Raw genomic sequence first — 20,538 nt, forward strand, 5'->3', positions numbered from 1 at the left:
AAATATAGACGCTTTTACAACTTCTAAAAACTCTTCAATAACAACTTTAGCTTAAACAAAAAAACTCCAATAAAGTTTTTATCTCTATTGCAGTTGAATTGCTCATTTTTCATATTACTTGTACCTGGAATATTTCAATACCCGCGGGGGTCGTGGCCCCGCCTTAGTTTTCTAAGGGTGAAGGGGCTTGTTATTCTGGAAACTCTGTTTTCAGAATTTGCTTTTTTCCAAAGCATCAATCCATGAATGCCCATCAGTAATTAATTCAATTTGAAATGCTACTTGTATTGTAGCTCTTGGACTCTTTACTTCAAAGCCCTCTTCCTCTAGTTAATCAGATTCTCCAAAAACTTCTATTCGTTCTTCAATCTTTAAATCCATATAATTAGTAACAATATTCTTTATATCCTCTATATCTCTTATTATAGATATTCCTAATTTTAAATTATTTTCATAAAATTTAATATATGTTTCTTGTTTAATTCTTATATTATTTTTATTTTTAGGGTTCATTATAATACATTCTGGTATCAAGTATTTCTTAATATTATTTTCTAAGTTATCTTCTAAATCAATAAATAATATTAAATGATAATTTTGAAACCAATAACGTTCATTTTTCTTTAATTTTAATTTTTCAATATTTTCATACTTAAAAATATTATCTTTTAAATAATATGATATAAGAAGCTGGTTATTACAATCAACAACAATATTCTCCGTTTCTTCCAATATAGAATCAAATCCTAATATTTTTATTGCATAATAATAATATAATTGCTCTTCGTTATAAGACTTACATAATACGTCCTTATATCTTACTTCTAAAAATTTCTTGAATATTTCTCCTGTAAAATAAGGAAAATGTTTAAATTTATTTATAGAATATATCATTACTTCCGGAGAAAATTTAAATATATAACACAATTGATGACAATTAAATTCTTGAATAGAATATTTTTTCATATCCAATTCTTGAAAATATGTTGATTTGAAAAAATTAGTTAAAAAAATCTTTTTTGATTTATAATCCTTTAAATTAGACATACGATAAATTAACTGATTAGTAAAATGTAATTTATTGTCATTATTTTTTTGGTTATATCTACTCTTACATTCATATATAATTTTTTTCCAATACTTTTCTATTAAATGATACTCATTATATTCTAAATAAGTCCATATCTCTACTTTGCCATCATTTCTTTCTAAATTATATCTCTCCAATGCAATATTAAATAAATTAATTATTTTTTGATTATCTTTTCTATTACAAAAGAAATAAAAATCATCTGAAAAATAAGAAAAACTACAATCAATCTGAGCTTTCTCTAATCTATTTTGGATTTCATCACTTATTTCTTTTGAATATTTTTCTGCAAAATATAATGATATATAATTCCCCATTATTAAACCATTTGTATTTCCTAAATTTAAATTTGATAGATATCTCTCATCCTCTTGCTCCTTAAACTCAATGTGATGTGTGTAAATTCTTTCATAATAACTTTTAATATCCAGTTTAAGCAGATTATCATATATACATAATTTTTGAAAATCATTTTCTAAATATACATCATATATTCCTGTTGCAAAATCTCCTGTATCTAAATTAGGAACTAACCTTTTACGCTTGTCAATTTTAGATGTATCTAAAAAGTGTTCATAATCCTTAAAGCATTCATATGCACATATAAAATTTAATATATTAGGCATTTTTAGTGTTCTATATTTATTATTTTCTTTTCTAACTCTAAAGTTTATTGGTTCTGTCCAAGTCAAATTTTCTATTTTAATCTCATCAATTTCGAAGGGAAAATCCATATTATCTATATTAAAAAAATGTCTAATTGAGTTTTTAAAATTATAAAAATTATTTATCTCCAAATCAATCTCCTCTCCTTAATACACTTTAATTCATATTCAGCACTATTTATGATATGGTATTTCTACCACAAAACTATTCCCTAACCTAGTAGCAAGTACTTGCTACTGACGATCACTACCTCCCCTTGGTGTGTTTTTAAGTCGCCAGCTTGTCTGGCATGAAATTTCTAATAATTTTATTATTATATATACATTACTATAGTTAAGTGGTTTCATTTTCAATACTAGCTTGTGACATTGCCCTTGAGCTTAGGTTGATACAAAAAATAATCCATATCTATATCTAAAATTTTTACTCTTTTATATTTTTGTCATCAATTATATCATTAAATATTTTATAGTTTTTAATATCTTCTCCCATTGCCAATATCTTATTTTTAATTTTTAATTTTTGCTTTTCATCTAACTTCTCTTTTTCCTTTTCTAAATTCCTCATTATATTTTTGAATTCATTTGCAACTGCACTGGTTATTTTCTGATTTTTCGCTTCTATGTTTCCGTTTCCAATATCGACCTTTGTATTAATCCATTGTTCTTCTAAGCTCTTCTTATATAAAGTTACAACGATCACACCCATCATATTCGTAATTGTGAAATATGTTCCAATATCTTCATAACATATTGTATATGAAGTAATTCCTCTATGAATAGCAACATGAGGTTGTAATTTCTTGAATTCTTCACCTAATTCACCTGAAACTTTTTCAATTCTATCGAAGAAAAATATGTGATTTTCTATTTGAGAAATATTGTGCTTCTTTTTTAGTAAATAATTTTTCATATTAGATTCTCTATCAATCAAACAAAGAAGCGCATCGATACCAATTCCCCCATTTTCAACAAAATCCATAATATCTAAATATAAGCTTCTCCAGCTCAATGATGTTAAAAAGAAATACAAACGGTGATCATAATCAAAGCTATCTTTTCCATCCTTCAAATATGGATAAAATATATTATTAGCAAACCAAGTCTCACTTTCACTAAATAATTCTTCACATTTACCACATAAAAGATAGTGTTTTTCTATATCCTGAACTACTTTATTTGAATTCTCTGTATTTCTTATTGCTCCAATTGACGTCTTTTTTAAATTTCTGCCAACTAATTTAGGAACGATATGGCTAAGTCTTATATCCCCATAATTTCCACATAATGCACATGTATTTACTCTATACATAAATATCACCTTTCAGCTAAATTATTATTTATTGTTAAATTTATAAATAATAATATTTTCATTTTTTTGTATTTTATATTCTTTCAATTATTATTAAATACTTCTTACCATTGGCAATCACAACCTCATGCGATTGTATTTTCAAGGCTTAATCTTGTATGATGCCAAATTGCTATTAATTGGGTAATATCTTATTTCATAGTATCTCTTCTTATCATTTGATCAATAGATTCTTTGATATAATCTATACATTTCTTTTGAAATCTATAACTAGTAGATGAAACTCCTCCAAAGTCTATGAATTTTGAAGAATTCATTCCTCTTACAATTGCTTTATACGCTAAATGATAATCTGCTTCTATTAGTTTATCCCTCTCAAAAAAAACCTTAAGTATCAAGTAATCATAAGATAATGTTAATGGTATTAAAAAGCTTATGAGAAATTTATGATTACCTTTTGGTGTTATTTGGGTAACAAATTCTTTAGAAAATATATTCTCTATCTCTTCTTCAATAGAAATTTTATTATAAAAATCTAAAAAACCTTTTAAATAATTCTCAATTTCCACCTTTTTAAGCTCCAATTTTTCTTCTGATAAATTTTTCATATCTTTCATAAATCTTTCTACATAGTACGGCGTATCATTTTTTCCCTCCACTAAACCTGAATATGAATATCCAAGACATGCATATAAATCATAATTTATAGTTTTATCCTTCTTTCTTGTATCATTATACTTAAACATTTTTTTGAATTTACACATCTTACTTAAATTCTGAATTAGTGTATCTTTTATCCAAAGTGAAAATTTAGAACGATATACTACTTCATTTAATTCTTGCCTTGTTAATGGATTAGTAGCTTGATTAAACCTCATGAATACCTCATATTCTAATTCTTCATTGTTTGAAACATCAATACTTTCAACGTTAATTTGACTATCCATTTCTAAACGATTTTTTACATTTGGTGGAAGTTGATCAAATTTCTGACCATTAAGACTTTTTAGCTTAGTTAGTTCTGTTAATGCAAATTCATTATTTTTAAATCTGTACATCGCTTTTAATCTATGAGCCCCATCTATTACATTTAATAATACTTTTTCTTGTTCTGTATCCTTTGAAAGATATATAACTGGTATAGGAATATTTAATAATAATGATTCTATTATGCTAGATTCTTTTTTCTTCCCAAATTTATATTCACGTTGATAATCTGGATCTAAGACTATTCCCCCATGTTTTCTATCATATCCATCGCTAATCAAACTACATAATTGTCCAAACTGATATACGTTCTTCCTTACTTCGCATTTCCATTCATTAAACTCTGTAAGATCCATATTTTGTTTATGTTTCATAATAAGTATCCTCCCTGTATAATCTAATATTTCACAGAAACTCGTTAGAGCGTGAGATTACCTCATTTTATCGATTTAACTTTTTTTAGAAAGTGCTTACCCATAGACACCACTACCTATCCACCTGGATTTTATCCTTATTAATTATAAACTTTTCATACTTCACAAAAAAATAACCAATTCCTTTTTAATTTATTACGCCTTAAAAATTTTACTATCATTAATTATTCTTCATACATATGTAAATCCTCTAACAATATTGCTAATTTCACCTACCCACTCAATATAAGTAATTTTATAACCCTTAATGGATTAACTATCATTTACAGACTAGCTTGGCCTATCTAGTATAACTATATTTCCATTAACACTATAATTGCCCCTTGAATTAGATACACTCAACAAGAGTCACCTTTTTCAAAATTAAATCCTATTAGTCCAGCATTTAAGGTTATCCCAGTCAATCTATTTTTTATACTTCTAATAATTCTTATAAACATAGGACATGCCTCCTTTACTTCTCCATTGGCTTTATTTGACTCTTGTAAGGTATTACCCTTGTTCAATGTACCTACCTAAATATTAATTTATATTTTAATTTATATTTTAATTATACATCATATCCCATATAATATTTACTATTTATTCATATTTATTATAACTTTGCATTTTTTTGTAGTTTTTCCCTCTATCAGCATCTAAATTTCTTAAAATAAAAGAGCTATAGAAGTTTAAAATCATATTTTAAACTTCTATAGCTCTCTCAATTTTCATAACTATTATATTATCTAACTTATTTCTTATCACATCTTAATTTACCATATTATACCCCTATATAACATTACTTAATAATGGTATAATATCCAAGTTATAAACAAAAAAATCCCGTAGTATAGATGGCTACGGGGGTTTTGAACGTTTTATCCCCCTTGGACTATTGATGATATTTCATCATAGTTAGGGGGTGGTATTGAATATGCTAGAGTTAATTATAAAAAGTGTTTTTACTATTTATATTATTAGATTAGTTTTAAAACATAATCTTTTTGTTTCTAAGTTAATTATCAAGGTTAAATTTCTTGGTATTCACATAGAACTTAATGGCAAAGAGAAAAAGCACCCATCCAGAGAAGATTAGTGCTTTACTCTTCAATATAATATTAAATTAAATTTATTCAATAGCCCTAAAACAAAATAAACGTTTTAGGATTAGCTTAGTGTTTGCGCACTAAGCTTTTCTTATATATATTATATCAAATTTTCATAAAAAATAAACCCTTTAATTAAATATTTAATTTTTTTATTTAATATCATCTACCCTACAATATTAATCCTCTAATCTCCTCGACATAAACCCGTCGTATCTCCTCATACTCAAGCAAAGCCTTCATATTAACATCCACCTCAATACCCTCATTCCTCAACTTATGTGCCCAGGATTTTTCTCCATTTTCTATATCTTTTTTCGCGTGGTTTCCTGGTAACATTAGTATTGGTATTAGTAGTGTTTCTTTAATCTCTTTCTCTTTCAACTCACCAATTATAACATCTACATTTCTGTCTCCATCTATTGTTCCTATTAATAGTTTCTTATAACCCAGTGCTTTGAATCTTTCTTCTAATTTATAATAACTTTCGTTTGATCCATTTTTTGAACCATGTCCAACTAGCACTACATTTTTATCTTTTGGCACTTCACGGCTTATTGCATCTATAAATCTATCACAGGCTTTTTCTAGTTCTTTTTCTTTGTACCCAAGTAGTGTTTTGCCTATTTTTAAACTTCTAAATGATTTGGAATAGGTATTCATAATTTTTTTTATATCTTCATACTCAGTTCCTGCCATAACATGAAGTGGTTGAAGCACTACTTCTTCATATCCTTCACTACTTAAATAAAATAGTGCTTCATCTATTCTAAGAACTGGAATATTTTCATTGATTTTTAATATATTAATTAGTGTTTTAGATGTAAATGCTTTTAACACTAAGTATTTATTATTAAATTCTTTTCTTATTTCTTCTTCCATTGGCACAATACAATTCTCTATTGCATCTTTATTTGCTGTTCCAAAACATACTAATAAAATCGCTTTTCTCATAGTTGCTCCTTCTAATTAAAATTTCTAAATGTTTCTAAAAATTTATCTATATGTTCTTCATTATGTTTTACACTTAAGAATAATGCTTCAAATTGTGATGGTGGTATATTGAATCCATTTTCTAGCATATGCAGGAAGTATTTTTTAAACATTTCTACATTACAGGTTTTAACATCATCATAACATCTTACTTCTTTTAGATTAGTAAAGAACATTGTCATCATTCCACCTTGTCTATTTATTACTAGTGGAATGTTCTTTTCTTTTGCTATTTCTAGCATACCTTTTTCTAATCTTTCTCCCATTTTTTCTATATGTGTATAAAGATCTGGATTTTCTTTTAATTTATTTAATGTTGCAAGTCCTGCTGCCATAACAACTGGGTTTCCTGACATTGTTCCGGCTTGGTAAACTCCTCCCATTGGAGATAGTTGTTCCATAACTTCTCGTCTTCCACCATAAGCTCCACATGGAAGCCCACCACCCATTATTTTAGCATATGTTACTAAATCTGGTTTTACATTAAATAATGTTTGTGCTCCTTTAAATGCAACTCTAAATCCACTCATAACTTCGTCAAATACAAGTAATGCACCATATTCATCACATAATTCTCTTAATGTTTTCATAAAGTTTTCTTCAGCTTTTATAACTCCCATATTACCTGCAACTGGTTCTATTATTATAGCTGCTATATCTTTACCATAGGTTTTAAATAATTCTCTTACTTGTTCTCCATTATTGTAAACACCTATAAGTGTATTTTCTATACTTTCCTTAGGAACTCCAAGTGATCCTGGTATTCCTTCTGTTAAAACTCCAGAGCCAGCTTCAATTAAGAAGCCATCAAAATGTCCATGGTAACATCCTGCAAATTTAATTATTTTGCTTTTATTTGTATATCCTCTTGCAAGTTTAACAGCACTCATAGTAGCTTCTGTTCCAGAGTTAACCATTCTAACCATATCTATATTTTCTAAGTTTTCACATAGGAATTTTCCCATTAAAAGTTCTAGCTCTGTTGGTGCTCCAAATGCTATTGAACTTTGCACAGTTTCGCAAATAGTAGTAACTACATCTTCGTCACTATGTCCAAGTAGCATAGGTCCCCAAGCTAAAACAAAATCTATATATTCTTTTCCATTTTCATCTTTTATAATTACGCCTTTTCCACTTTTAATAATTGGTGGTGTTATAGGCATTCCCTTGTAAGCTCTTACTGGTGAATTTACTCCACCTGGCATATACTTCTTTGATTCTTCAAATATCTCAGAGTTGTTCATTTTGTTTTCCTCCTAAATGCTTTACTACATTTCTATGTTATCTATGTTATCTATGTTATCTATTTTACCACACATATTAATCCTTATATTATAATAGCAATTTAGTAGCTCAATATCTTGCTACTAAATTGCTACTTAATATAATATCTTTATTTATTTTAACCTATATTTTCTTTATTTATTATCTTCTTTAATCCATTTTGAAGCTTCTAATGCATAATAAGTAATTATCATATCTGCTCCTGCTCTTTTAATTGAAAGTAACATTTCAAGGGCTACTGCTTTTTCATTTATAAGTCCAAGTTTTGCTCCGGCTTTAACTATTGCAAATTCTCCACTTACACTATAAGCACATACTGGAACATTTACTCTTTCTTTTGCGCCTTTAATTATATCTAAATATGAAAGTGCAGGTTTAACCATTATTATATCTGCGCCCTCTTCTACATCCATATCAATTTCGTGTAATGCTTCTCTTCCATTAGCTGGGTCCATTTGATAAGTTTTTCTATCTCCAGACTTTGGTGCTGAATTTGCAGCTGCTCTAAATGGGCCATAAAATGCAGAGCAATATTTAGCAGAATAACTCATTATTGCTACATTTTCATATCCGTTTATATCAAGTACATTTCTTATGTAACCTACTCTACCATCCATCATATCAGAAGGCGCAACCATATGAGCTCCAGCTTTTGCATGCGATAGAGCTATTTCTCCAATCTTAACTAAAGTTTTATCATTCTCAACTACATCACCATCTAAAATTCCGCAATGTCCATGATCTGTATATTGGCACATACAAACATCAGTTATTACATATAGTTTATCTGATATTTCACGAGTTTTTGCCACTGCTTTTTGAACTATTCCATTTTCACTATAAGCTTCTGAACCTGTGCAATCTTTATGTTCTGGTAATCCAAATAAAATTACCCCTTTAATTCCAAGTTCTTCTACTTCTTTAATAACTTCTGGTAGCCTATCTATTGACCAATGATAATTACCTTCAAGTGATGATATTTCTTCTTTTATATTTTCCCCTTCTACTACAAATATAGGAAATATAAAATCATTACTTGTTAAAGTATTTTCTCTTACCATATCTCTTATAAATGCTGTTTCTCTTAACCTTCTACCTCTTTTTATCATAATAGCCTCCTAATTTTTTAGCACCCCATGTGTATTTTTTTCCAATTAACCAAACTACACATGAGGTGTAAAATTTACCAATCAACTTTTCTATTTGCTTTCTATTTTATACATATCTACTATTTCTCCAAGGAATCCATCTTCTGAATGATTCTTGCACATTTCACATTCAATGTTATGATCTTTTAACGCTTTAAATGTTTGTGGTCCTATAGCAATATTTTTCTTTTCTTTTATTTTATCTAATCCTACCATTGATACCATGTTATTTACTGTGCTTGGGCTTGTATAAAGTATTAAATCTACTTCACTAAAAGCATTTACATTTTTAATTTCTCCACAAAGAGTATCATAAGTGTGAACTCTATCTACTTCTACTCCTAGTTTTTCAATTTCTATTTTTAAATATTCTCTACTTAATTTAGAGCAAGGCATAAGTACTTTTTCTCCACTATTTAAATGTGGCGCTAGTTCTTTAAATAATCCTTCACCAACAAATTCTTTTGCCATAACAAAGGCTGGTATCCCTCTTTTTTCTAAGGCTTTTTTTGTTGCTTTTCCAACTACTGAAAATTTTGCTTTAAGTTTTCTTATGTCATATTTTTTCTCTATTAAATAATCAAAAAACATTTCTACTCCATTTACTGAAGTTAATATTATATGATCATAATTTTCTAATTTATTAATGTAGCTTTCTAAATTAATTTTAGTTTCTTTAATTTTTATAGAGTTTATTTCTGTAACTTCTGCTCCTAATTCTCTTAATTTATTTTTAAGATTTGAGCTTTGTTCTTTTGAACGTGTTACACATATGTTTTTCCCAAACAATGGTTTGTTTTCATACCATGCTAATTTTTCATTTAAAGTTACAACTTCTCCAACTACAATTATACAAGGTGATTTTAAACCTGCTTCTTTAACTTTTTCCGAAATATTTTCTAAAGTTCCAACTACTTTTCTTTGTTTTGAAGATGTTCCCCTCATAACAACAGCTGAAGCCGTATTAATATCTTTCCCATTTGCTACTAAGTTATCTACTATATTTTCTAGGTTATCTAGCCCCATCATAAATACAAGTGTACCATTTTCTTTAGCTAAGGCTTCCCAGTTTATTTTTAAAACTCCTGCGGACATTCCAGTTACAATATGAAAACTTTGTGCCATTCCTCTTTGTGTTATAGGAATACCTGCATAATTTAATACTGATATTGGAGATGTTACTCCTGGAATAACTTCAAATTCAATGTTTTCTTCTACAAGTGATAGAACTTCTTCTCCACCTCTCCCAAAAACATAAGGATCTCCACCTTTTATTCTTCCAACTGTGTGACCTTCTTTAGCTAGTTTAACTAACATTTCATTTATTTGTTCTTGTGTTTTATAATGACATCCAGGTTCTTTGCCACAATAATATATTTCACAATTATCATTTAAATAGTTTAATACGTTATTTGAAACTAATCTATCATACATAACAGCGCTGCATTCTTTTAAAACTCTAGTAGCTTTTAATGTTAAAAGCTCCTCATCTCCAGGACCTGTTCCAATTATATAAACTTTACTCATTATATGTGCTCCTTTTCAATGAATACTAATCTATAGTATCTTTTTTTAATATTTTAAAAATCATCACTTATCCTAATAATATCTTCTCTGCAAGTTTGATTCCAAGCTCTATGTTATTCTCTTTATTTCCTATAATATCTTTTTTAACTATTTTCCCACCTACACTAAATGTTCCTATCATATATAAATCATTTCCTTTAACTTGTGAATAAGCCCCTATTAAAGTATGACAACCTCCATTTAGCACTTTCATAAAACTTCTTTCTGCTTCAACTGTTACTCTAACTTCTTCATTGTCTAAAGCTTTAAAATATTTATTAGTTTCAGCACCAATTAAACATTCTATTCCAAGTGCCCCTTGTCCTATAGCTGGCAGAAATATTTCCGGATTAAAATAATCTGTTATTATATCTTCAATTCCTAATCTATGTAATCCAGCTGCTGCTAAAATAATTCCATCCATATTTTGATTTTTCATTTTTTCAAGTCTAGTTTGAACATTTCCTCTTATAGGTACTATTTCTATATCTGGTCTTAGAATTCTTAATTGTGCGGCTCTTCTAATACTACTTGTTCCCACTATGGCACCATTTCTTAATTCATTAATTTTAATACCATTTTGTGATACAAATGCATCTCTTACATCTTGTCTCTCTGGCATTGCAACTAATTCAAAACCTTCTGGCAATAAAAACGGTACATCTTTCATACTATGTACTGCAGCATGTGCTTCCCCATTTGCTAATGCCATTTCTATTTCCTTTACAAACAAACCTTTTCCACCAATTTTATCTAGAGTTACATCTAACCTCCTGTCCCCTTCTGTTACTACTAAAAGTTTTTTTGAATCTAATCCACTATTTTCTTTTATAAGTTCCATTACTCTATCTGCTTGAACTTGCGCTAACATGCTTTTTCTTGTTGCTATAATTAATTCCATAACATCACCTCATATCTAATTTTTCTATTATATATTTCCCGAAAAATAATTTCAAAGCTAATTTACTTTTATTTTTTTCCCAAATGAATTTAAAATCCTCTGTACTTATAAAATCTATTATTTCTTTTTTATTATAATCTAAATTTTTAGCTTTGTTTCTTATTAACCCTGTATATTCTATAAAGTCATCATAACCTTTTAAAGTTTCCATAGCAGCTTCTGCTGCTAAAACTGCCCCTTTAGGGTTTCCAACCTTTGTGTTTAATGCAAAACTTATATTTGAAATTTCTCTTTGAACAGGAACTACTGCCATTCCTTCTTTAAAATTTGAGCAGTCTATAAATATTTTAAACAACTCTTCACAATTGGAAGAAATCTCTTCTCTTAATTTATTATCATCTAAAGCTAATATAATAATATGTTTGTCTTCTATAAAATTTTTGTTATATGATCTCTTATTTAGCACTATATTATCACATTCTATATTTATGAATTCGTTTAGAAATGTTTTTGACAATATCTCCACATAACATCCTTTTTCAATAAAGTTTTTTGCCTTTATAAAACCTGCTTTTCCTCCACCAATAATTCCAACCCTTAATTTATGGGACATTAGTGCAAGATATGTATATTCTATTTCCTTAGTTCGAATATTTTCTCCAGTATTCGTAGACATTCATCCTCACAACCTTTTAGCTTTTCTTCCTTTAAGACTTCTATTGCCCTATTTACATAAGCATCTGATGTACTTTTAATTAATGTCTTAGCAAGTTTTATATCATCCGAATTTTTACATTTATTATAAAAGCTGTCGCATCTTTCTTCTACTACTTTATTTCCGGCTTCTTTTATATTTTTAATATGTGGTGATATACCTCTTAGCTTTTTCCAATCTATGTACTCTTTAATAGCATCATTAGTAATATATTTAAAATACTGCATTCTTTCATTTCTAAGTTTTTTATTAACATCATCCATAGCGCTAATATCATCAATATCATATAATTTAACTCTTTTATAATCTCCAATTTCTTTCTCAATATCTCTTGGAAGAGCTAAATCAAATATAATTAAAGGATTTCCATCTTTCTTAACATGCTTTTTTTCTATTACCAAATGAGGTGCTGATGTACACGAAATAATACATTCAATATTATCAGTATTTTCTCTACCCTCATCATAGTTCATAACTTTAACTCTACTATCTATTAAGTCAGTAATACTTTCTACATTTCTAACTACTAATATTAGTGAAGTTATATCATGAGCTAAAGCATATTTTACAACTAATTTACCAACTTCTCCAAAACCAATTACCATAAAGTTTTTAGCTCCTGAATTTATTGCTTCATTAATAGCTATTGATGATGATGAAACTGGTATTTCATAAAGTTTTCCCTCTGTTCTAAATCTTTTTCCACAGGTTATAGCCTCTTGAAACAACCTTTGCAACTCTAATTTAACAGATCCTAGCTTTAAACTTTGCTTATACGCATTTTTAATTTGCCCAAGTATTTGATCCTCACCTAATATTTTTGAATGAAAGCCACTAACGACCTCCATTAAATGTTTTATTGTATTTTCTTCTTCTAAACAAAAACAGTATTTTTTAAAGTTCAAATCCCAGTTAAAAACTTGAAAAACCTTTTCCAAGCCTTCTTCTACTGTGTAAGAACTATTTAAATAGACTTCCGTCCTATTGCAGGTACTTATTATAACTACTTCATTAAAATAATTTAAAAGTTTATTTGTAAATTCTTCTTGTTTTCTTGTATTTAATGATAGCTTTTCTCTTATTTCTAATTCTATATTCTTCTTAAGTCCAATTACCTGTATCATACTTGTTCTCCCTAAATAATGTTTAGACATTTTTTTAAATAGACTAGCATATTGGCTTGTTATTTTTTGAAGATGCCTTAATCTATTTCCCCATATTTTTTATATCTTACCATACTCATTATACTATTTTAGAAGTTTATATTATAGTATTATAATATAAATACTATAATATTTTGCAATTTTCTTTTAACTTTTTAATATATATTAAATGAAAGAGGATATAAAATGATCTCAGTTACAGATATTAAATAAAATAAGGCTATTGCATTTTATTATTTTGCAATAGCCTTATTTTTTCAAATTCTTTATTTAATTGACTTTTTTAGAATTACCATAAACCAAACTAAAGAAACTCCAAATATAGCATGTGCTAAACCAGCAATATGACTAAGTCCTGAAAAATCTTTACCAGTTACTTGTAAAATACCTCTTGCTACTAATGTTGATAACATATATATTAATGCAACATTATGGAATATCAACCATTTTCCAAAGTGTTTTACCTCTGATATTTTGAAATTCTTTTCTAATAATAAAACTATTAAGAAAAATAAAAATCCTAACACTAAAACATGTGAATGTACTGCTCCTAGAACTGTTTGTCCCTCAAATCCATTAATCTTAGTAAATTCTCTATAAAAAACTCCTAAAACTAAGCCTAAAACTAAATAGAACATTGATAAATTTAAATATTTTTTCATTATGTTTTCCTCCACTAATTATTATCTTTTGATATTTATTATTCATTCTATATCTTATTTCTTTTTAAATCAATTATTATTTTATTATATTTATTGTATTTAAAGATTATCTATAGGTAATACTTTAATAAGAATACTTTTAAGGAGGAGATTTTTATGAGAGTACCAAAACATATAGGTATAATCCCTGATGGCAATAGACGATGGGCAATTGGGCAAGGTTTCTCTAAAGATATGGGGTATGCATCTGGTATAGATCCTGGACTTCTAGTTTTCAAGCTATGCCAAAAAGAAAATGTAGAAGAATTAACCTACTATGGTTTTACAACCGATAATGCTAAACGTCCCACAGTTCAAAAAGAGGCCTTTATCAAGGCTTGTATTGATGCGGTTAAATTAATAGAAAAGGAAGATTCTGAAATACTTGTAATGGGAGATAGTGAATCTCCTGTTTTTCCAAAAGAATTACTTCCATATACCACTCGCAGAGTCTTTGGAAAAGGTGGAATTAAAGTTAATTTTTTAGTAAACTATGGATGGGAATGGGATTTAAATGCTTTAAAATCTGCTGATTCTAAAAGAAAAAATATCACAAATAATATTATGTCTAGCGATATTTCTCGTATGGACTTAATTATACGTTGGGGTGGTCGAAGACGATTAAGTGGTTTTTTACCTGTTCAATCTGTGTACTCTGATTTTTATATTATAGAAGATCTTTGGCCTGATTTTATTGAAAAACACTTTTACGATGCAATAAATTGGTATGATAAACAAGATGTAACTCTTGGGGGCTAACCCTTTTTTATATAGTAAACATTCAAATAAATATCAAGTCAGTATGCTATTTTGCATCATACTTTGTAGACCTAACCTGCTTATAGTACAACATAATCAACGGAACCAGTCTCCTTGTCTGATGCAAAATATATGTTTCATCCTTAACTTGTTATTTATTTTCATGTACCTAAGTCATCTTTGTAACTCATTGGCTTAGTCAACTTCACAAATTAAACGAATTACATTAAAGTCGTATTTTTTATATCATTAATATTAAATGGAGTATTTTGATAAACACAATAATTTAACCAATTTCCAAAAACTATGTTAGCACTTCCACGCCATCTTACCATTGGTGTACAATCTGAATTGTCATTTGGAAAATAATTTTTAGGAACATTTATTTTCAATCCTTTTTCGATATCCCTTAGATATTCATCCCTTAATGTATTTCTATCATATTCTAGGTGGCCACTAACAAATATTTGTCTTCTTTCTTTTGTTGCTACAATAAATACTCCTGCCTCTTCTGATTCTGATAATATTTCTAATCCCTCTACCTTTTCTATGTCTTCTCTTTTAACTTCTGTATGCCTTGAGTGTGGCGCATAAAATATATCATCTAACCCTCTTGTAATGTCAACATTAGGATTATTTACCCAATGAGGAAATACTCCAAACATCTTTTCTTTTAGTGGGTATTTTTCAATTCCATAATGATAATATAATGCAGCTTGAGCTCCCCAACAAATATGTAATGTTGAAAATACATTTTCTTTACTCCATTCCATTATTTCTTTAAGTTCATCCCAATATAATACTTCGTCAAAATTCATTTGTTCTACTGGTGCCCCTGTAATTATTAACCCATCGAACTTTTCCCCTTTTATATCATCAAAATAATTGTAGAATTTTTTTAAATGCAAAAGAGATGTATTTTGAGAAGTATAACTTTTAGTTTGTATCAGCTTTACCTCTACTTGTATTGGAGTATTTGATAAGTATCTTAAAAGTTCATTTTCTGCCTGAATCTTTTTTGGCATTAAATTTACTATAGCTATTTTTAAAGGTCTAATATCTTGATTCTTAGCTCTTTCCATATTCATAACAAATATGTTTTCACTAGATAAAACCTTAAAAGCTGGTAATTCAACTGGAATCTTAATTGGCAATTATACCATCCCCTTATAAACTAATTAAACCATAAGTTGGTTTAATTTTAAACATCAATATAATTTTAAGTTATAAAAAAATATTAAATAATATATACAAAGTACTTCGGCTTGATAATTTAAAAATATTTTACTAAAACAAAAAACCTTAGCAAAGAGTATCCTTTAAGGTTTACTCAATGCTAAAGTTCTTTTAAAACATATTCTAATTTAAAATTATTTGTCTATTATAAAAACTATAACAATATAGTTTTTATACGTTTGCTCCTGTAAAACATGCACCTGTATAAGTTGATGGAATACCTGATATTTGATCTATATAACACATACCAAGAATAAATTTATCAGCACCACTTGTAACGCTTACTACCGATTGCCCAACTACGTCTATTATAACGTTCCCTAAATTAAATCCATTACCTTCTACATCTATATTTATTGGTTCAGTAGGAATAAATGTTTTTAGGTTACATAAAGAATTCTTAACCGTATTTGCACATCGGCTGCAAGTATTAGGAATATTACATCCAGTAGGAATAACCACTGGTGTTGCGATACCAACTCTAAATCCTGCAAGACTACATATAGGATATAGACTTATTCCTTGATTATCTTCTAAAACAACAGTAAAATCATTTATACATTTAATTGTTCCATCTACATTTCCTATAGTTGAATTTACTGTTGCTAATTCTATACCAGTTACTCCAATAACTTGTATTAATGCTGAATTCATACCGTCAAGACAACCTTCTTCACCACAAGGACCAGTCGCTCCTTTTTCTCCTGTTGCTCCTGTTCTTCCAGTTACTCCTGTTGCTCCAGTTGCCCCAGTTCTTCCAGTTGCTCCAGTTACTCCAGTTACTCCAGTTACTCCAGTTACTCCAGTTGCTCCAGTTGCTCCTGTTGCTCCAGTTGCTCCAGTTGCTCCAGTTGCTCCTGTTGCTCCAGTTGCTCCAGTTGCTCCTGTTGCTCCAGTACAACAAGGCCCAGTCGCTCCAGTTGCTCCTGTCGCGCCAGTTACTCCTGTTACTCCAGTTACTCCAGTTACTCCGGTTACTCCGGTTACTCCGGTTACTCCGGTTACTCCGGTTACTCCGGTTACTCCGGTTACTCCGGTTACTCCGGTTACTCCAGTTGCTCCAGTTGCTCCGGTTCTTCCAGTTGCTCCAGTTGCTCCAGTTGCTCCAGTTGCTCCAGTTTCACCAGTTACTCCAGTTACTCCAGTCGCTCCTGTTGTTCCTGTTACTCCGGTTGCTCCAGTTGCTCCAGTTTCACCAGTTACTCCAGTTACTCCAGTTGCTCCAGTTGCTCCAGTCGCTCCTGTTGTTCCTGTTACTCCGGTTGCTCCAGTTGCTCCAGTTGCTCCAGTTTCACCAGTTACTCCAGTTACTCCTGTTACTCCTGTTACTCCAGTTGCTCCAGTTGCTCCAGTTGCTCCAGTTGCTCCAGTTGCTCCAGTTGCTCCAGTTGCTCCTGTTACTCCTGTTACTCCTGTTACCCCTGTTACTCCTGTTACTCCTGTTACTCCTGTTACTCCTGTTACTCCTGTTACTCCTGTTACTCCTGTTACTCCTGTTACTCCTGTTACTCCTGTTACTCCTGTTACTCCTGTTACTCCTGTTACTCCTGTTACTCCTGTTACTCCTGTTACTCCTGTTACTCCTGTTGCTCCTGTCGCTCCTGTCGCTCCTGTACAACAAGGACCAGTTGCTCCGGTTGCTCCGGTTCTTCCAGTTGCCCCTTTTCTTCCTCTACGACCTACACAACAACAACAATTATCATGACATTTATCATGACATTTATCATGACATTTATCATGACATTTATCATGACATTTATCATGACAATCATCATGACAATCATCATGACATTTGTCATGACATTTATCATGACATTTATCATGACATTTATCATGACAATCATCATGACATTTATCATGACATTTATCATGACAATCATCATGACATTTATCATGACATTTATCATGACAATCATCATGACAATCATCATTGCAATTATTAATACAAGAATCTCCATATGAAACAATTAAATAAGGTGGGTTAATAACATTTATAGAGCTAAATTTACAGAATAACTCTTTATTTATACCTTCTATTATTATTCCATAATTCTCTTCACCCTCTGCCCATTTATTAACAATATTACTTATATCTATTTTTATATATCTCCCACTATAGGATTGGTTTACCATAAACTTAGATGACTTATTATAATCAATTTCATGTATGTTACTTAAAGTAACACTATTTGCATCAAGTCCTTTAATATTTTTTTTGACTATAAACTCACTCTCATAACAATTACTATTTGATATAACTTCATTTACAAATAGATATAAATATGCAGATTCAATTACTTTATATTTTATTTTTGACACATCAAAGCTTATTAAAGTTTTATATATATCAAACTCATAATAATTTATTAATCTAACCCCCGCAAATAAATCTACTGCGTCTGAGAAATTTGTATATGGTTCTAAACTCGTTACATAACTACTATACGTAGCATTTATCTTAATACTATCGTTCAACCCAAACCACCGCCTTAATATTATATTTATATATATATAATATTAATATGTGCCTCACTATGTTCATAATATATTATATTATGACTATTATATATTAAAATTAATTAACTGATTTTTAGTCACACATTTTTAAATATCTTAATAATAGCCTATTTGACACTATACTTCTTATTAAATATAATGAATAACAATAACCTTGGTATAATATATTACTATTAAATCTTAATTCACAAAGGTTAATTGGTTTAAAGGTGGTTTTATAATGGATAAAATTAATTTTATAGAACAAATTAAAGCAGCTTCAAAAACTGAAACTTGTGACTTAGTCATTAAAAATGTAACTATTATAGATGTATTTGAAAATGATTCTTTTATTTCTGATGTAGCTATTAAGCATGGATACATTGTTGGTATTGGTGAATATAATGGTGCTTTTACTATTGATGGAACAGGAAAGTATATTTGTCCTGGACTTATTGATGGACATGCTCATATTGAATCTTCATTAACAACTCCAAACGAATATTATAAGGCTGCACTTATTCATGGAATAACTTCAATAATTACTGACCCTCATGAGATTGCTAATGTTTTAGGAATAGCTGGTATAGAGCTTATGTTTAAATTAAGTGAAAACATACCTTTTGATTTTTACTTTATGTTACCATCTTGCGTTCCTGCAACTTCATTTGAAAATAGCGGTGCAGTACTAGAAAGTGAAGATTTATCTCCTCTTTATACTAATCAAAAAGTACTTGGACTTGCTGAAGTAATGAATTTTCCTTCTGTTTTAAATTGTGATGAAAACATGATAAATAAAATCTGGGATGCTAGATCTAAAGGATTAATTATAGATGGACACGGCGCCGGTTTTGATAAAACAATGTTAAACGCATATACTACTGCTAATATAACAACAGATCACGAATGTCATAATGCAGATGAAGTCATAGATAGAATAAGACGTGGTATGTATGTTTTAATACGTGAAGGTACTGTAGCTAAAAATCTTAAAGAATTAATAAAAGCTACTTCAATTGCTAATAGTAGACGTGTTTGTTTATGTACCGATGATAAGCATATTGATGATTTAATTGAAAATGGAAGCATAGATAATTCGATAAAAATGGTAATAGAATATGGTTTAAAACCAGAAACAGCTATTCAAATGTCCACTTTAAATACTGCTGAATGTTATGGTTTAAAACATAAAGGTGCAATAGCCCCTGGATATATAGCCGATTTCCTAATTTTAGATGAATTAAATACTTTTAAAATAAATTCTGTTTATAAAAATGGTAATCTTGTAGTTAAAGAAAACAAACTTATAAATATTGATGAGAACGATTCTATAATAATAAATATAAAAAATAGTGTTAATCTTCCACCGCTATCAAAAGAAAGCTTTAAAATAAATATTAAAGAGAAATCTATTTTAAATGTAATTGAAATCATTCCAAACAAGCTTGAAAGTAATCACCTAAGGATTAATATTAACGAAGTTTCTATTAATGATGAGTTTACATCATCTACGGCCTTAGATTTATTAAAAGTAGCTGTAATTGAAAGACATAATGCGACTGGCAACATAGGGCTTGGCATCCTTAAAGGTTTAAATATAAAAGAAGGCGCGATTGCTACAACCATTGCTCACGATTCTCATAATATGATAGTTTGTGGCTCTACAGATTCAGATATGTTATTTGCAGTTGAAGAACTTAAAAAAATAAAAGGTGGCATTATAGTTGTAAAAAACAAAACTATATTAGCTTCTATTTCGCTTGAAATTGGTGGTTTAATTACCTCACGTAAATCTGAAGATGTTATAAAAGATATTAACAACCTTAACTTAGCTGTAAATAAAATTGCACCTGATATAAACTTTAATCCATTTTTAACGTTATCATTCCTATCACTACCTGTAATTCCCACTATTAAAATTACAGATAAAGGTTTGTTTGATGTAATTAAATTTGAGTTTATACCTGTTGCAGAATAATTCACCTAAATTCTAACCATAG

16 protein-coding genes are annotated in these 20,538 nt (G+C 29.1%); 3 read left to right on the forward strand and 13 right to left on the reverse strand.

The window, feature by feature from the left end; genetic code table 11:
• Positions 1-330: 330 nt before the first annotated feature.
• The 3 genes from J1C67_RS01920 to J1C67_RS01930 form a co-directional block, all read right to left on the reverse strand.
• Positions 331-1,887: an RNA-dependent RNA polymerase family protein gene (locus J1C67_RS01920; RefSeq protein WP_167867576.1), complete on the reverse strand. Its 1,557-nt coding sequence runs from the start codon at positions 1,885-1,887 to the stop codon at positions 331-333.
• A 292-nt stretch (positions 1,888-2,179) separates the two neighbouring features.
• Positions 2,180-3,067: a hypothetical protein gene (locus J1C67_RS01925; protein ID WP_167867575.1), complete on the reverse strand. Its 888-nt coding sequence runs from the start codon at positions 3,065-3,067 to the stop codon at positions 2,180-2,182.
• Between the two features lie 191 nt (positions 3,068-3,258).
• The gene (locus J1C67_RS01930) at positions 3,259-4,428 is read right to left on the reverse strand and encodes a DUF262 domain-containing protein (protein ID WP_167867574.1); all 1,170 of its coding nucleotides are present in this window, start codon (positions 4,426-4,428) and stop codon (positions 3,259-3,261) included.
• Positions 4,429-5,404: 976 nt separating this feature from the next.
• Here J1C67_RS01930 and J1C67_RS01935 point away from each other — a divergent pair.
• The gene (locus J1C67_RS01935) at positions 5,405-5,566 is read left to right on the forward strand and encodes a hypothetical protein (RefSeq protein ID WP_167867562.1); all 162 of its coding nucleotides are present in this window, start codon (positions 5,405-5,407) and stop codon (positions 5,564-5,566) included.
• A gap of 181 nt (positions 5,567-5,747) precedes the next feature.
• Here the strand turns inward: J1C67_RS01935 and J1C67_RS01940 are convergent, their stop codons facing one another.
• The 8 genes from J1C67_RS01940 to J1C67_RS01975 all read right to left on the reverse strand — a co-directional run bounded on the left by J1C67_RS01940 (position 5,748) and on the right by J1C67_RS01975 (position 14,008).
• Positions 5,748-6,530: a sirohydrochlorin cobaltochelatase gene (locus J1C67_RS01940; RefSeq protein ID WP_167867573.1), complete on the reverse strand. Its 783-nt coding sequence runs from the start codon at positions 6,528-6,530 to the stop codon at positions 5,748-5,750.
• 11 nt (positions 6,531-6,541) lie between these two features.
• Entirely contained in the window at positions 6,542-7,813 is a 1,272-nt protein-coding gene (gene hemL / locus J1C67_RS01945; RefSeq protein WP_167867572.1) for a glutamate-1-semialdehyde 2,1-aminomutase, read from the reverse strand.
• Between the two features lie 174 nt (positions 7,814-7,987).
• Positions 7,988-8,962, reverse strand: a complete 975-nt coding sequence (gene hemB, locus J1C67_RS01950; protein WP_167867571.1) for a porphobilinogen synthase — start codon at positions 8,960-8,962, stop codon at positions 7,988-7,990.
• A gap of 90 nt (positions 8,963-9,052) precedes the next feature.
• On the reverse strand, positions 9,053-10,528 hold the full coding sequence (gene cobA / locus J1C67_RS01955; protein ID WP_167867570.1) for a uroporphyrinogen-III C-methyltransferase: 1,476 nt from the start codon (positions 10,526-10,528) through the stop codon (positions 9,053-9,055).
• A gap of 67 nt (positions 10,529-10,595) precedes the next feature.
• Positions 10,596-11,468 (reverse strand): hydroxymethylbilane synthase, encoded by an 873-nt coding sequence (hemC, locus tag J1C67_RS01960; protein WP_167867569.1) that lies wholly within the window; start codon positions 11,466-11,468, stop codon positions 10,596-10,598.
• 4 nt (positions 11,469-11,472) lie between these two features.
• Positions 11,473-12,144, reverse strand: a complete 672-nt coding sequence (locus J1C67_RS01965; RefSeq protein ID WP_167867568.1) for an NAD(P)-dependent oxidoreductase — start codon at positions 12,142-12,144, stop codon at positions 11,473-11,475.
• A complete protein-coding gene (hemA, locus tag J1C67_RS01970; protein WP_167867567.1) occupies positions 12,102-13,307 on the reverse strand; it encodes a glutamyl-tRNA reductase in 1,206 nt (401 codons plus the stop codon). Before hemA ends, J1C67_RS01965 begins: the two co-directional genes overlap by 43 nt.
• A 305-nt stretch (positions 13,308-13,612) precedes the next feature.
• Positions 13,613-14,008 (reverse strand): DUF2871 domain-containing protein, encoded by a 396-nt coding sequence (locus J1C67_RS01975; protein WP_167867566.1) that lies wholly within the window; start codon positions 14,006-14,008, stop codon positions 13,613-13,615.
• A gap of 156 nt (positions 14,009-14,164) precedes the next feature.
• On the opposite strand from J1C67_RS01975, the gene J1C67_RS01980 reads away from it, so the two are divergent.
• Positions 14,165-14,806: an undecaprenyl diphosphate synthase family protein gene (locus tag J1C67_RS01980; RefSeq protein WP_167867565.1), complete on the forward strand. Its 642-nt coding sequence runs from the start codon at positions 14,165-14,167 to the stop codon at positions 14,804-14,806.
• A 221-nt stretch (positions 14,807-15,027) separates the two neighbouring features.
• Here J1C67_RS01980 and metA read toward each other — a convergent pair whose 3' ends face one another.
• Together metA and J1C67_RS01990 are read right to left on the reverse strand one after the other, a co-directional pair.
• A complete protein-coding gene (gene metA / locus J1C67_RS01985) occupies positions 15,028-15,960 on the reverse strand; it encodes a homoserine O-acetyltransferase MetA (protein ID WP_167867564.1) in 933 nt (310 codons plus the stop codon).
• A 253-nt stretch (positions 15,961-16,213) separates the two neighbouring features.
• Entirely contained in the window at positions 16,214-18,517 is a 2,304-nt protein-coding gene (locus J1C67_RS01990) for a DNRLRE domain-containing protein (protein ID WP_207253551.1), read from the reverse strand.
• A gap of 262 nt (positions 18,518-18,779) precedes the next feature.
• Here J1C67_RS01990 and ade point away from each other — a divergent pair, with 262 nt between their 5' ends.
• Entirely contained in the window at positions 18,780-20,516 is a 1,737-nt protein-coding gene (gene ade, locus J1C67_RS01995; RefSeq protein WP_167865600.1) for an adenine deaminase, read from the forward strand.
• Positions 20,517-20,538 lie beyond the last annotated feature (22 nt).

This window comes from Clostridium gasigenes (assembly GCF_017348895.1).
Taxonomy (GTDB): Bacteria; Bacillota; Clostridia; order Clostridiales; family Clostridiaceae; genus Clostridium; species Clostridium gasigenes.

What these genes read in the sequence shown, in the direction of transcription:
- ade (WP_167865600.1), top strand. Translation starts at nt 18,780, where the DNA reads ATGGATAAAATTAATTTTATAGAACAAATTAAAGCAGCTTCAAAAACT.
- J1C67_RS01930 (WP_167867574.1), bottom strand. Translation starts at nt 4,428, where the DNA reads ATGAAACATAAACAAAATATGGATCTTACAGAGTTTAATGAATGGAAA.
- J1C67_RS01940 (WP_167867573.1), bottom strand. Translation starts at nt 6,530, where the DNA reads ATGAGAAAAGCGATTTTATTAGTATGTTTTGGAACAGCAAATAAAGAT.
- J1C67_RS01935 (WP_167867562.1), top strand. Translation starts at nt 5,405, where the DNA reads ATGCTAGAGTTAATTATAAAAAGTGTTTTTACTATTTATATTATTAGA.
- J1C67_RS01975 (WP_167867566.1), bottom strand. Translation starts at nt 14,008, where the DNA reads ATGAAAAAATATTTAAATTTATCAATGTTCTATTTAGTTTTAGGCTTA.
- hemL (WP_167867572.1), bottom strand. Translation starts at nt 7,813, where the DNA reads ATGAACAACTCTGAGATATTTGAAGAATCAAAGAAGTATATGCCAGGT.
- hemB (WP_167867571.1), bottom strand. Translation starts at nt 8,962, where the DNA reads ATGATAAAAAGAGGTAGAAGGTTAAGAGAAACAGCATTTATAAGAGAT.
- cobA (WP_167867570.1), bottom strand. Translation starts at nt 10,528, where the DNA reads ATGAGTAAAGTTTATATAATTGGAACAGGTCCTGGAGATGAGGAGCTT.
- hemA (WP_167867567.1), bottom strand. Translation starts at nt 13,307, where the DNA reads ATGATACAGGTAATTGGACTTAAGAAGAATATAGAATTAGAAATAAGA.
- J1C67_RS01925 (WP_167867575.1), bottom strand. Translation starts at nt 3,067, where the DNA reads ATGTATAGAGTAAATACATGTGCATTATGTGGAAATTATGGGGATATA.
- hemC (WP_167867569.1), bottom strand. Translation starts at nt 11,468, where the DNA reads ATGGAATTAATTATAGCAACAAGAAAAAGCATGTTAGCGCAAGTTCAA.
- J1C67_RS01980 (WP_167867565.1), top strand. Translation starts at nt 14,165, where the DNA reads ATGAGAGTACCAAAACATATAGGTATAATCCCTGATGGCAATAGACGA.
- J1C67_RS01965 (WP_167867568.1), bottom strand. Translation starts at nt 12,144, where the DNA reads ATGTCTACGAATACTGGAGAAAATATTCGAACTAAGGAAATAGAATAT.